The sequence below is a fragment of the Rathayibacter sp. Leaf296 genome, assembly GCF_001423045.1.
In the GTDB taxonomy this organism is placed as follows: Bacteria; Actinomycetota; Actinomycetes; order Actinomycetales; family Microbacteriaceae; genus Rathayibacter; species Rathayibacter caricis.
In genome coordinates this window covers 1,241,022-1,254,096 of record NZ_LMNR01000001.1, presented here as the reverse complement: position 1 = coordinate 1,254,096, position 13,075 = coordinate 1,241,022, and the positions used below count along the sequence as shown (strand labels likewise).

The window sequence follows — 13,075 nt, the reverse complement described above, 5'->3', positions numbered from 1 at the left end:
GTCAGAACCTGAGGTTCTGACGAGCCGAACGTGTTCCTGCGAGCGGAGGCGGATCCGAGGATCAGATGCGCGAGAGCATCGCCCGAGCGGAGCTACGCGCTGACGGTCTCCGTGGAGTGCGACGCCTGCGCCTCGCGCAGCATGCCGAGCACCTGGGCGCGGAGGTCCTCCGGCGCCGTCTCCTTGCACGCGCGCTGCACCGCGACGGTCAGCACGACGCCGACCTTCGCCTCACCGGAGCAGTCGGGGCAGTTCGCCATGTGCTCGCGGATGTCGGCGGCGTCCTCCTTGCACAGCTCGTTGTGCAGGAACTCCTCGAGTTCCGCCTTCGCCTTGGTGCAGCCGCAGTCGGTCATTTCGTGCTCCCGGTAGTGAAAGCGGCGCGGAACCCGCGCTCGCGTGCGTAGTCGGTGAGTCGTTCGCGCAGCATGCGGCGGCCGCGGTGCAGCCGGCTCATGACGGTCCCGACGGGGGTCTTCATGATGTCGGCGATCTCCTGGTAGGAGAATCCTTCGACATCGGCGAAATACACGGCGAGCCGGAAGTCCTCCGGGATCGCCTGCAGGGCCTCCTTGACGGCGGTGTCGGGGAGATGGTCGATCGCCTCGGCCTCGGCCGAGCGGCTGGACGTGGCCGTCGTCGACTCCGCGCCGCCCAGCTGCCAGTCCTCGAGCTCGTCGATGGCACTCTGATAGGGCTCGCGCTGCTTCTTGCGGTACGAGTTGATGAACGTGTTGGTGAGGATCCGGTAGAGCCACGCCTTGAGGTTCGTGCCCTGCTCGAACTGGCGGAACGCGCCGAACGCCTTCGCGAACGTCTCCTGGACGAGGTCCTGGGCGTCGGAGGGGTTCTTCGTCATCCGCAGGCCCGCCGCGTACAGCTGGTCGATGAAGGGCAGCGCCTGCTGCTCGAAGAGCGCGCGGAGATCGACGGGCGCGTCGGGCTCGACCGTCGCGGCGTCGTCGAGGGACTCCTCGACGGTCTCCTCGATCGTCTGCTCCGCCTCGTCGGGCGCCGGCGCCTCGGCGGCGGTGCGGGGGCGTGTGGTGTCGTCGCGTGTCATCACAAGCGATCCTAAGCCGCGCAGGCCCGCGGGCACCGGGGTGGACGCCGCGTCCGGGAGGCGCACCGGACGCTCGAGGACCGCTTCCGCTGATGCTGACGCCATGCTCCGCCTCCGTTCCTCCGCTGCCGACTATCCTGATAACCGATGGTCTTCTCGCGTTATTCCGCTCCCGAGTTCGATCCGTACGGCGACGCCCGCGCGCTCCCCGGAGAGGACGACTGGTCCGCGCCCACGGCAGCCGGGGAGCTCGACGCGGTCGTCGAGCTCCCCGGCTCGAAGTCGCTGACGAACCGCGAGCTCGTGCTCTCGGCGCTGGCGTCGTCCCCGTCGACACTGCGCGCTCCGCTCCACTCGCGCGACAGCGCGCTGATGATCGAGGCGCTCCGCTCGCTCGGCACCGGCGTCCGCGAGTCGGGTGCCACCGGCCCGTTCGGCGCCGACCTCGTGGTCGAGCCCGCGGAGGAGCTGCTCGGCTCCACGACGATCGACTGCGGACTCGCCGGCACGGTCATGCGCTTCGTGCCGCCGCTCGCCGGTCTCGCCCTGGGCCCGACCACCTTCGACGGCGACGCCTACGCCTACAAGCGCCCGATGGGCGCGACCATCGCGTCGCTCCGCTCGCTCGGAGTCGACGTGGCCGACGACGGACGCGGCTCCCTCCCCTTCACGGTTCACGGCTCGGGATCCGTCCGCGGCGGCGACGTCACCGTCGACGCCTCCCGCTCGAGCCAGTTCGTGTCGGCGCTCCTGCTCGCCGGCGCCCGCTTCGACGAGGGCCTGCACCTGCGCCACATCGGCGAGCGGCTCCCCAGCCAGCCGCACATCGACATGACGATCGCCTCCCTCGCGGCCCGCGGCGTCGTCGTCGGCACCCCCGCTCCCGGTGAGTGGACCGTCGAGCCGCAGGAGATCTCCGGCGCCGACGTCCTGCTCGAGCCCGACCTCTCGAACGCCGCGCCGTTCCTCGCCGCCGCGCTCGTCACCGGCGGTCGCGTGCGCCTGCGCAACTGGCCCGAGACCACGACGCAGGTCGGCGCGCACCTCGAGCGCTTCCTCCCCCTCTTCGGCGCGAGCGTCGAGCGCGACGGCGGCGACCTCGTGGTCACCGGCGGCGACGAGATCCTCGGCGTCGACCTCGACCTGTCGGAGGGAGGTGAGCTCGCTCCTGCGCTGGCCGCCCTGGCCGCGCTCGCGTCGACCCCGAGCACGCTCACCGGGATCGGACACATCCGCCACCACGAGACCGATCGCCTCGCCGCCCTCGCGGCCGAGATCACCGGGCTCGGCGGCTCCGTCACCGAGCTCGACGACGGCCTGCGGATCGAGCCCGCGACGCTGCACGGCGGTCGCTGGCGCACCTACTCCGACCACCGCATGGCGCACGCCGGAGCGATCATCGCCCTCGCCGTCCCCGGAGTGGTCATCGAGGACATCGCGACGACGTCCAAGACCCTCCCGCAGTTCCCCGAGCTGTGGCGCGCACTGGCGGGGTCGGTCTAGCCGTGTCCTGGTGGACCGACAGCGGCCTGGACGCCGACGGCGTCCTCGACGACTTCGACGGCTACGACGAGTCGGACGCCCGGGTCCGGCCGAACCCCAAGGGCACCAAGCCGCGCACCAAGAACCGGCCCAGCTACGAGGACGCCGAGATCGCGATGGTCCTCGGGGTCGACCGCGGCCGCTACACCGTGATGATCGGCGACGGCACTCCCGAGGAGCACGAGTTCACCGCGGCCCGCGCCCGCGAGCTGCGCCGTCAGGCGATCGTCGCCGGAGATCGGGTCGACGTGGTCGGCGACACGACGGGTGACGAGGGCACGCTCGCCCGCATCGTCCGGATCCGCGACCGCTCGACGCTGCTGCGCCGCAGCGCCGACGACACCGATGCCATCGAGCGCGTGATCGTCGCCAACGCCGACCAGATGCTCTGCGTCGTGGCCGCCGCCGACCCCGAGCCGCGCACGCGTCTCGTCGACCGCTACCTCGTGGCCGCGTTCGACGCGGGCATCACGCCGATGCTCTGCATCACCAAGACCGACCTCGCCGATCCCGGGCCGTTCCTGAGGAACTTCGAGGGCCTGGACCTGCGCGTGTTCCTCTCGAGCCAGGACGAGCCCCCGGTCGACGAGATCGCCGAAGCGCTGCTCGGGCACGAGACCGTCGTCGTGGGCCACTCCGGAGTCGGCAAGTCGACCCTCGTGAACAAGCTGGTGCCGGATGCGCACCGCGCCACCGGGCACGTGAACACGGTCACCGGCCGGGGCCGGCACACCTCCTCCTCCACGGTCTCGCTGCGCGTCGAGCGCGGCGACCGGCACGGCTGGGTCATCGACACCCCCGGAGTCCGCTCGTTCGGACTGGGGCACGTGAACACCGACAACATCCTCGGGGCGTTCACGACCCTCGCCATCCTCGCGGAGGACTGCCCGCGCGGCTGCACCCACCTCCCCGACTCCCCCGACTGCGCGATCGTCGAGGCCGTCGAGAAGGGCCTGCTCGGCGCGAGCGGCCCCGAGCGCCTCGACTCGCTGCAGCGCCTCCTGACCACCTTCGCCCCGACCGACGGAAGCAGACGATGACGAGCACCGCCCTCCCCCCGATCCCCGCCGACGAGAGGCTCGCCGCGGGCGACTCCGCTCCGGACTTCACCCTGCCGGACCAGGACGGGACGCCCGTCGCCCTGGCCTCCTACCGCGGGACGCGCGTGATCGTCTTCTTCTACCCGCAGGCCGACACCCCCGGCTGCACCACCGAGGCCTGCGACTTCCGCGACAGCGTGTCGTCGCTCCGCTCCCAGGGCTACGAGATCCTCGGAGTCTCGCGCGACACCCCCGAGGCTCTGCGCCGCTGGGCGGACGAGCAGCACCTCGACTACCCGCTGCTCAGTGATCCCGACATGGCCGTCCACCGCGCCTACGGCGTCTGGGGCGAGAAGAACTCCTACGGGAAGACGATCGTCGGCGTGCTGCGCTCGACGTTCGTCGTCGGCGCCGAGGGCGAGCTCGAGTTCGCGCAGTACAACGTCCGGGCCACCGGCCACGTGCAGGCGCTGCGCAAGAAGCTCAAGCTCGCCTGAGCCGGGCTCAGAAGCCCTCGTTGGAGCGCGGGGCGTAGTCGGCGCCGAGGGCGCTCAGCTCCTCGGCGCTCAGCTCGAGGTCGACCGAGGCGACCGCATCGTCGAGGTGGTGCATCTTCGTCGCTCCGACGATCGGAGCGGTCACGGCCTGCTGCTGCCGCACCCAGGCGAGGGCCACCTGCGCGCGGGACACTCCGCGCTCCTCGGCGACGCGCGCGACCGTCGCCGCGGTCCGCCGGTCGGAGTCCTCCTGCTGGTGGTAGAGCGTCTTGCCGTAGAGGTCCGTCTCGGTGCGTCCCGTCGTCTCGTCCCAGTCACGGGTGAGGCGGCCGCGCGCGAGCGGCGACCACGGGATCACTCCGACGCCCTGATCGAGGCAGAAGGGGTGCAGCTCGCGCTCGTCCTCGCGCTGGATCAGGTTGTACTGGTCCTGCATCGACACGAAGCGCGTCCAGCCGCCGAGATCGGCCGTGTACTGCGCCTTCGCGAACTGCCACGCCCACATGCTCGACGCTCCGATGTAACGGGCCTTGCCCGAGCGCACGACGTCGTGGAGCGTCTCCATCGTCTCCTCGATCGGCGTCTCCGGGTCCCAGCGGTGGATCTGGTAGAGGTCGACGTAGTCGGTGCCGAGCCGGCGGAGACTGTCGTCGATCGCGCTGAGGATGTGGCGGCGCGAGAGCCCGCCGCCGTTGGGGCCGGGGCGCATGCGGCCGTGCACCTTGGTCGCGATGACGACCTCCTCGCGGACGGCGAAGTCGGCCAGCGCGCGGCCCACGATCTCCTCGCTCGTGCCGTCGGAGTAGACATCGGCGGTGTCGAACGTGGTGATGCCCAGCTCGAGCGCGCGGCGCAGGAACGGCCGGGACTCCTCCTCCCCCATGCTCCACGCGTGGGCGCCCCGCTCGGAGACGCCGTAGCTCATGCAGCCGAGGACGACGGCCGAGACCTGGAGGCCGCTGGAGCCGAGACGGGTGTGATGCATGGTGAGGCCTTCGCGTCGAGAGCAGGGACTCCCCAGCCTGGCAGCCGTGCCAGGGAAGGCGCTAGACGACCTCGCGCCGGGTCGCCGCCACCACGCTCGGGAGGAAGATCGTGACCGCGGCTACGAGCGCCGGGCCCAGGAGCGCCCAGCCGATGTCCGGGACGGCGTACTGGCCCTGGAACGCACCGAGTGCGACGGCCATCTGCACGAGCTGCAAGGTCAGCGCGGAACCGCGCATCCAGCTCCGGCGCCGGATCGCCCCCAGCGTGGTCGCGGCGGCCCAGCCGAGGGCGATGAGCCCCAGCACCACGATCGCGATGCCGCCGCCCGGGGTGTCGGAGCGGGTGGTCAGCAGCTCGACCAGCAGCCACCCCGCGAGCACGGCCAGAGCCAGGGTCTCGAGGGCGAGGATCGCGATGAGGACGAGCAGACCGAGGGGGCGCCGCGCGCTCTTCGGGCCGGTCGGAGGCGTGTTCCCGTCGATCATCACAGCCACATCCCATCCTGGACTCTTGATTCGGGTGAGCCACCATGAGAGGCTACTTGAGTTCGTTTCACCGCTCACAGGGTCGTGGGTTTCCGCAGATGTGAACAACCCGATCCTGTCGAGCCGCGAGGCCCGATCATGACACGGGTGAGCTCGTCCGGATGAAACGGGCGTCACCCCGTCCACCTCCCCGAACCGCCTTGCGCAGCCGCGTGAGGCCTCGTGGCGTGCGCCGGTGAGTGCGCCCGGATCCTCCGCCTCCGAACTCGATCATCGGCGTGACTCGATCATCTCACCCGAACACTGCGTGGTTCCTCCACGCACGCCTTCACACAAGGAGCACCTGCATGGACTGGCGCGACAAGGCCGCTTGCCTCACCGCTGACCCCGAGCTTTTCTTCCCCGTCGGGAACACCGGGCCCGCCGTCGACCAGATCGAGAAGGCCAAGTCGGTGTGCGCCCGCTGCACCGTCACCGAGGTGTGCCTCCAGTACGCCCTCGAGACCGGCCAGGACTCGGGCGTGTGGGGCGGCCTCAGCGAGGACGAGCGCCGCGCGCTCAAGCGCCGCGCCGCCCGCGCCCGCCGCGCCTCCTAGGCGCATCGGCCGCCTCGCGGCCCGCAGCTCCCGACCCCCGCTCGCCTTCCGGCGACGGGGGTCGTCCTGTTCCCGGAGTCAGTCGCGCGGGCGGGCGAGCCAGCGCAGCGGCATCTCGATGGTCACCTCGGTGCCGCGCCCGACGAGCGTGTGCCAGTCGATGGTGCCGCCGAGCTCGCCCTGGATGAGCGTGCGCACGATCTGGGTGCCGAGCCCCGAGCCCACCTTGCCCTCGGGCAGGCCGACTCCGGTGTCGCGCACCTTGACCGTCAGCACGTCCTCGCTGCGCGTGGCGACGATCTCGACATCGCCCTCGCGGCCGGCCAGCCCGTGCTCGACCGCGTTCGTGACCAGCTCGGTCAGCGCCAGGGCGAGCGGAGTCGCGTACTCGCTGGGCAGGTTGCCGAAGCTGCCACTGAGCTTGGGGTGCACCGTGGTGTTGTGCGTCGACGCCACCTCCGCGATCAGCATCAGCACGCGGTCGAAGACGGCGTCGAAGTCGACGTCCTGGTTGAGGCCCTCCGAGAGGGTGTCGTGCACGACCGCGATCGCCGCCACTCGGCGCATCGCCTGGGTGAGCGCCTCGCGGGCGAGGTCCGAGTGCGTGCGGCGGGCCTGGATGCGCAGCAGGGAGGCGACGGTCTGCAGGTTGTTCTTCACCCGGTGGTGGATCTCGCGGATCGTCGCGTCCTTGGTGATGAGCTCGCGCTCCTGGTGCCGCAGCTCCGTGACGTCGCGGCAGAGGACGACCGCGCCGACCCGCTCGCCCCGATCGCGGATCGGGATCGCGCGCAGCGACACCGTCACTCCACGCGCCTCGATGTCGGTGCGCCAGGGCGCCCGCCCGGTGACGACGAGCGGCAGCGACTCGTCGATGACGAGCTTGCCCTGGATGAGGCTCGTCGTGACTTCGGCGAGCGACTCCCCCTCGAGCTCGTCGGCGAAGCCGATGCGGTTGAACGCCGAGAGCGCGTTGGGGCTCGCGAAGGTGGTCACGCCGTCGACGTCGAGCCGGATGAGGCCGTCGGACGCGCGCGGAGCACCGCGCCGCGGTCCGGTGGGGGCGCCGAGGTCGGGGAAGTCGCCCGAGGCGATCATCGAGAACAGGTCGTTCGCGCAGTCGTTGAACGTCAGCTCCTGACGGCTGGGCGTGCGCGTCTCGCTGAGGTTGGTGTGCCGGGTGAGCACCGCGATCGGGCGATCGGTGGTCTCGGGATTCGAGGCGCCCAGGCGGCGGATGACGGGCACGGCGCGGACGCGCGTGGGGGTCTCCTCGAACCAGTCCGGGGCGGAGGTGTCGACGATGCGGGCGGTCTCGAACGCCTCGACGACCTGCGCCCGCCACTCCGACTTGATGCGCTGACCGACGAAGTCGCGGTAGAAGAGGGTCGCCGCGCTGGAGGGCCGCGCGTGGGCGACCGCGACGAAGCTGTCGTCGGCGGTCGGCACCCACAGGACGATGTCGGCGAACGCCAGATCCGCGAGCAGCTGAAGGTCGCCGACCAGCAGGTGCAGCCATTCGACGTCCGCGTCTGTGGAGCGGCCGTGGGCGAGGACGAGATCACTGAGGGTCGACACGACGACCAGCCTAAGCGGTCGTTCGGGGCCCTCCCGAACGGGTGAGCCGCGGCCTCGGGATCACCTCACAAGCCGCGTTGCGCGCCTGCTTATCCACAGTGGCGCGACCAGGACGATGGTGAGCATGCCTCGACTGCTTCGATGGGTCGTCCCCCGCGTCTGACCCTGAGCGCGACCCGAACCCGCCCGAGCAGAAAGGTGACCCGACCCATGGATCGCTCGTTCAGCCACTGGAGCACTCCGCATGAGCCGCCCCTCGCACTCCTTCGACTACCGCTCCCTTCCTCTCGAGGCCGGCGCCGCGGGACGGCCGGCAGTCGCGTTCTTCGCTGCTCAGCCCGCGACGCGAGCGGAGCTGCCGGATCCGGAGCCGATCCTCTCGCGGCTCACGCTGCTGGTCGTCGAGATCCTCGCGGGCTCCCGTGAGATCGACCAGATCGCCCGCTGGCTGACCGACGACGTCTACCGGCATCTGCAGAAGCGCGTCGTGCTCGCTTCCCGCGCCAGGAGCCTGCAGAAGCGGCCGGCGCACCGGATCCCGTTCACCGTCGGCCGGGTCGTGATGTCGGAGCCGCGCGACGGAGTCGTCGAAGCGGTCGTCCTCGTGCACAACCGCGTGCGCACCCGCGCCGTCGCGATCCGCCTGGAAGGCATGGACGCGCGGTGGCGCGCCACCGCCGTGAACGTGCTGTGACCGGCGCCGCGGCGCGGGCGGGACCCGCGAGCCCCGGCTCCGCGGCCGGGAACGCCGCAGGCCCCGCCCCCGCCGGAGCGGGAGACGGGGCCTGCGGAACGGGCGTCAGCGGCGCTTGGACTGCGCGCGGCGCTCCTGGCGGTTGGCGGGGGTGTCGTCCTCGCTCGGCGTCTGCTGGCCGAAGGCGCCGGTGGTGGAGGCGTCCTCCTCCTCGCCCTCGGGCAGCGCCGCGCGGGCCTCGGCGGCGCGGGCCTTGGCGGTGGCCGCCTGCTGCACCTGGCCGCGCTGATTCCGGACCTCGACCCCGCCCGAGTCGCTCGGAGCCGAGTAGCTGAGCTTCTCGACCGGGGCGACGGGCTGCGCGAGACCCTTGGCGGCGACTCCGGCGACCTCGCCCTGCTTCTGCGTGACCTCGACCTCGAGGTTGAACAGGAAGCCGACGGTCTCCTCGCGGATCTGCCCCATCATCTGCTGGAACAGGGCGAAGCCCTCGCGCTGGTACTCGACCAGCGGATCGCGCTGCGCCATGGCGCGCAGGCCGATGCCGTCCTTCAGGTAGTCCATCTCGTAGAGGTGGTCGCGCCAGCGGCGATCGATGACGGACAGCACGACGCGGCGCTCGAGCTCGCGCATCGCGGGCGAGCCGAGCTGGTCCTCGCGGCGCTGGTAGGCGAGCTTCGCGTCCGAGAGGATCTCGCGGCGCATGAACTCCTTGTTGATGCGGCCGCGGCTGCCCGCCTCCTGCACGACCTCGTCGATCGTGAGGCTGATCGGGTAGAGCGTCTTGAGCTCGGTCCAGAGGGCGTCGAAGTCCCAGTCGTCGCCGTTCCCCTGGCCGGTGTGCACGTCGAGGATCTCGTCGATCACGTCGACGAGGAACTTCTGAGTGCGCTCGTGGAGGTCGTCGCCCTCGAGGATGTGGCGGCGGTCGGAGTAGATCGCCTCGCGCTGGCGGTTCAGGACGTCGTCGTACTTGAGGACGTTCTTGCGGATCTCGGCGTTGCGCGCCTCGACCTGCGACTGCGCGCTGCGGATCGCCCGCGAGACGACCTTCGACTCGATCGCGATGTCATCCGGCACGTTGCCGCGGCCCATGAGGGCCTCGGCGGCGCCCGAGTTGAACAGGCGCATCAGGTCGTCGGTCAGCGACAGGTAGAAGCGGCTCTCGCCGGGGTCGCCCTGACGTCCCGAGCGGCCGCGGAGCTGGTTGTCGATGCGGCGGGACTCGTGGCGCTCGGTGCCGAGCACGTAGAGACCGCCGGCGGCCTGGACCTTCTCGGCCTCCTCGGCGACCTTCGACTTGACGCCCTTGAAGACGTCGTCCCAGGCGGCCTCGTACTCGTCCGGGGTGTCGACGGGGCTGAGGCCCTTGGCGGTCATCTCGGCGACGGCGAGGAACTCGGCGTTGCCGCCGAGCATCACGTCGGTGCCTCGACCGGCCATGTTCGTCGCGACGGTGACGGCACCGAGGCGGCCGGCCTGGGCGACGATGGCCGCCTCCCGCGCGTGGTTCTTCGCGTTCAGCACCTCGTGCCGGACGCCCTTCTTGGCGAGCAGGCGCGAGAGGTACTCGCTCTTCTCGACGCTCGTCGTGCCGACGAGGACGGGCTGGCCCTTCTCGTGGCGCTCGGCGATGTCCTCGACGACCTGCGCGAACTTCACCTGCTCGTTCTTGTAGACGAGGTCGGGGTTGTCGATGCGCTGCATCTTGCGGTTCGTCGGGATCGGGACGACGCCGAGCTTGTAGGTCGCCATGAACTCCGACGCCTCGGTCTCGGCGGTTCCGGTCATGCCGGAGAGCTTGGAGTAGAGGCGGAAGTAGTTCTGCAGCGTGACGGTAGCGAGCGTCTGGTTCTCGGCCTTGACCTGCACGCCCTCCTTCGCCTCGATCGCCTGGTGGATGCCCTCGTTGTAGCGGCGCCCGGCGAGGATGCGGCCGGTGTGCTCGTCGACGATCATGACCTCGCCGTTGAGCACGACGTAGTCCTTGTCCTTCTTGAACAGGGCGCGGGCCTTGATCGAGTTGTTCAGGAACGAGATCAGCGGGGTGTTCGCGGACTCGTACAGGTTGTCGATGCCGAGGTAGTCCTCGACCTTCTCGATGCCGGGCTCGAGGACGCCCACGGTGCGCTTCTTCTCGTCGACCTCGTAGTCCTCGCCCTCGACGAGGCGCTTGGCCAGCCCCGCGAACTCCGAGAACCAGCGGTTCGCCTCGCCCGATGCCGGGCCGGAGATGATCAGCGGCGTGCGCGCCTCGTCGATGAGGATCGAGTCGACCTCGTCGACGATCGCGAAGAAGTGGCCGCGCTGCACCATGTCCTGGGCCTGCCACGCCATGTTGTCGCGCAGGTAGTCGAAGCCGAACTCGTTGTTCGTGCCGTAGGTGATGTCGGCCGCGTACTGCTCGCGGCGCTGCTCCGGGGTCTGACCCGAGAGGATCACGCCGGTCGTCATGCCGAGCGCGCGGAACACGCGGCCCATGAGCTCCGACTGGTAGGACGCGAGGAAGTCGTTGACCGTGACGATGTGAACGCCGCGGCTGGCGATGGCGTTGAGGTAGGCCGGGAGGGTGGCCACGAGGGTCTTGCCCTCGCCGGTCTTCATCTCGGCGATGTTGCCGAGGTGCAGGCCCGCACCGCCCATCAGCTGCACGTCGAAGTGGCGGAGGCCGAGGGTGCGGCGGGACGCCTCGCGGACGGCGGCGAACGCCTCCGGGAGCAGGTCGTCGAGCGATTCGCCGTTCGAGTAGCGCTCACGCAGCTCGACGGTCTCGTTCTTCAGCTCCTCGTCGCTGAGGTGCGTGAAGTCCTCTTCGAGGGCGTTGACGGCTTTCGCGTAGTTCTCGAGGCGGCGGAGGATCCGCCCCTCCCCGACGCGAAGGACCTTTTCGAGAACTGAGGCCACGGGGTACTCCAAAACGTAGAAGGCAGGCGCCCGGCGCCAGAGCGCGGACCGCGACCAGCCTAGTCGCGGACCGCTGAGCGCGGACCGTCCGACGCGTCCGCCCTCGGCGGACGCACGGGTCCGCGCACGAGGACGGGCCCCGGCGCTGTGCGCACCGGGGCCCGTCGGACGATCGCGAGGACCTAGGGCGTGTTGAACACGCCCTAGACCGCGGCCTGCTCCGCGAGCTCGTCGGCCTCGTCGCCGAGGGAGATCACTCCGTAGTCCCAGCCCTTCCGGCGGTAGACCACGCTCGGGCGTCCGGAGTCGGCGTCGATGAACAGGTAGAAGTCGTGTCCGACGAGCTCCATGTAGTCGACGGCGTCGTCGACGCTCATCGAGACGGAGGCGAAGACCTTCTTGCGGATGACGACGGGGCAGTACGGCTCCTCCTCGACGTCGTCCACCGCCTCGGCGGGGGCGGTCTGCACCGGGATCACCCCGGTGCTGACGGCCTGCAGGACGGCGGCGTCGGCCGGCTGGATGCCGACTCCGCTGAAGTCCGCGGCCGCCGCGTCGCGCAGCGACGTGGGCCGGTGCTGGCCCCGATGGACCTTCTTGCGGTCCTTGGCTCGTCTCACGCGTTCGAGGAGTCGCCCGAGGGCCACGTCGAACGCCGCGTACTTGTCCGCTCCGTCGGCCTCGGCCCGCACCACGGGCCCCTTGCCGATCAAGGTGAGCTCGACGCGGTCGCCACCGCTCGCCCCCTTGGACTCGCTGTGGCGGCTCGCCCTGATCTCGAGCGCGAGCGCCCGGTCGGCGAGGTGGGCCACCTTCTCCGACTTCTCCGTCGCGTACGCGCGGAAGCGATCGGTGATGCCCAAGTTGCGTCCTGTGATGTCGATGTCCATGACAACCTCCCAGTCGAGTACGGCGTGCCGCCTTTCTCCGGGCGGACCGTTCACGCCGTGGAGCCCACCGTAGTCCCCGGTCACCGAAGTGTCACCGGACGTTCATCGGAAGACGCGTGCGGAGTTCCCGGGAGTCCCCCGACGATCCGGCGACCGACCGCAGCCCGGTGGCGGCCAGGGCGACGGCGCCGCGTACTGTTCCGCCCGCCGCCTCGACGGCGCGCCGGAGCTCGAGCAGCGTCGCGCCCGACGTGACCACGTCGTCGACGAGGACCGCCTCGAGCCCGTCGAGGCGGCGGCGCGCCGCGAACGCGCCGTCGAGGTTGCCGCTGCGCTCGCGCCGGTCGAGACCCACCTGGTCCACGGAGCGACGCGTGCGCGTGATCGGACGCGCGACCCTCCCGCCGCACCCGCGGACGAGGAGGTCGACGGGATCGTACCCGCGCCTCATCCGGCGGCCGTGCGACCCCGGAGGGGCGACGAGCGTCGCGGTGCGGCCGTCGAGCGCGTGCGCGAGGGCCGGGCGCAGCCGGGCGGCGAGCGCTCCGGCGGCGTCGCTCCGACCCTCCTCCTTCAGGGCGACCACCAGGCGGCGCGCGACCCCGGTGTACGGCGCGCCGGAGGTCACGACGAGCGGGTGCCCCGGCGGCCCCAGAAGGCGTACCGGGGGCGTCGGGAGGGCGACGAGAGCTTCGGCGCAGTCGTCGCACGGGACGCGCACGACCGGGCGGCCGCAGGCGGGGCAGTCGACCGGGAGCAGGACCGCCAGGGCGTCGAGGAGGGAGTCGCGGAGCATGCG

General features: G+C 71.0%; 13 protein-coding genes. 5 read left to right on the top strand and 8 right to left on the bottom strand.

Annotation, left to right across the window (positions count from 1 at the left end):
• Positions 1-92: 92 nt before the first annotated feature.
• Positions 93-356, bottom strand: a complete 264-nt coding sequence (locus ASF46_RS05815) for a zf-HC2 domain-containing protein (RefSeq protein WP_055788251.1) — start codon at positions 354-356, stop codon at positions 93-95.
• Positions 353-1,063: a sigma-70 family RNA polymerase sigma factor gene (locus ASF46_RS05810; RefSeq protein WP_082485272.1), complete on the bottom strand. Its 711-nt coding sequence runs from the start codon at positions 1,061-1,063 to the stop codon at positions 353-355. The genes ASF46_RS05815 and ASF46_RS05810 overlap by 4 nt, the downstream gene beginning before the upstream one ends.
• Positions 1,064-1,210: 147 nt before the next feature.
• Between ASF46_RS05810 and aroA the strand changes: the two genes are divergently transcribed.
• The 3 genes from aroA to bcp are packed head-to-tail and all read left to right on the top strand — an operon-like array spanning position 1,211 to position 4,142.
• A complete protein-coding gene (gene aroA / locus ASF46_RS05805) occupies positions 1,211-2,566 on the top strand; it encodes a 3-phosphoshikimate 1-carboxyvinyltransferase (RefSeq protein ID WP_056866745.1) in 1,356 nt (451 codons plus the stop codon).
• A 2-nt stretch (positions 2,567-2,568) separates the two neighbouring features.
• Positions 2,569-3,645: a ribosome small subunit-dependent GTPase A gene (gene rsgA / locus ASF46_RS05800; RefSeq protein ID WP_082485271.1), complete on the top strand. Its 1,077-nt coding sequence runs from the start codon at positions 2,569-2,571 to the stop codon at positions 3,643-3,645.
• Positions 3,642-4,142, top strand: a complete 501-nt coding sequence (bcp, locus tag ASF46_RS05795; protein WP_056866744.1) for a thioredoxin-dependent thiol peroxidase — start codon at positions 3,642-3,644, stop codon at positions 4,140-4,142. Before rsgA ends, bcp begins: the two co-directional genes overlap by 4 nt.
• A gap of 7 nt (positions 4,143-4,149) precedes the next feature.
• Here the strand turns inward: bcp and ASF46_RS05790 are convergent, their stop codons facing one another.
• Both ASF46_RS05790 and ASF46_RS05785 read right to left on the bottom strand, forming a co-directional pair.
• Positions 4,150-5,127 carry an aldo/keto reductase gene (locus tag ASF46_RS05790; protein ID WP_056866743.1) on the bottom strand — a complete coding sequence of 326 codons (978 nt, stop codon included), beginning with the start codon at positions 5,125-5,127 and terminating at the stop codon, positions 4,150-4,152.
• A gap of 61 nt (positions 5,128-5,188) precedes the next feature.
• Positions 5,189-5,623, bottom strand: coding sequence for a hypothetical protein (locus ASF46_RS05785; protein ID WP_416351478.1), 435 nt, complete (start codon positions 5,621-5,623; stop codon positions 5,189-5,191).
• A 338-nt stretch (positions 5,624-5,961) separates the two neighbouring features.
• On the opposite strand from ASF46_RS05785, the gene ASF46_RS05780 reads away from it, so the two are divergent.
• On the top strand, positions 5,962-6,210 hold the full coding sequence (locus ASF46_RS05780; RefSeq protein WP_055788231.1) for a WhiB family transcriptional regulator: 249 nt from the start codon (positions 5,962-5,964) through the stop codon (positions 6,208-6,210).
• Between the two features lie 78 nt (positions 6,211-6,288).
• Here the strand turns inward: ASF46_RS05780 and ASF46_RS05775 are convergent, their stop codons facing one another.
• Positions 6,289-7,788, bottom strand: a complete 1,500-nt coding sequence (locus ASF46_RS05775; protein ID WP_056866741.1) for a sensor histidine kinase — start codon at positions 7,786-7,788, stop codon at positions 6,289-6,291.
• 244 nt (positions 7,789-8,032) lie between these two features.
• Between ASF46_RS05775 and ASF46_RS05770 the strand changes: the two genes are divergently transcribed.
• A complete protein-coding gene (locus ASF46_RS05770; RefSeq protein WP_235576860.1) occupies positions 8,033-8,482 on the top strand; it encodes an Rv3235 family protein in 450 nt (149 codons plus the stop codon).
• 105 nt (positions 8,483-8,587) lie between these two features.
• Here the strand turns inward: ASF46_RS05770 and secA are convergent, their stop codons facing one another.
• From secA to ASF46_RS05755, 3 genes are all read right to left on the bottom strand, one after another.
• A complete protein-coding gene (gene secA / locus ASF46_RS05765) occupies positions 8,588-11,386 on the bottom strand; it encodes a preprotein translocase subunit SecA (protein ID WP_056866740.1) in 2,799 nt (932 codons plus the stop codon).
• A 203-nt stretch (positions 11,387-11,589) separates the two neighbouring features.
• Positions 11,590-12,276, bottom strand: a complete 687-nt coding sequence (gene hpf, locus ASF46_RS05760) for a ribosome hibernation-promoting factor, HPF/YfiA family (RefSeq protein WP_056866739.1) — start codon at positions 12,274-12,276, stop codon at positions 11,590-11,592.
• A gap of 91 nt (positions 12,277-12,367) precedes the next feature.
• A complete protein-coding gene (locus ASF46_RS05755) occupies positions 12,368-13,072 on the bottom strand; it encodes a ComF family protein (protein WP_056866738.1) in 705 nt (234 codons plus the stop codon).
• Positions 13,073-13,075 lie beyond the last annotated feature (3 nt).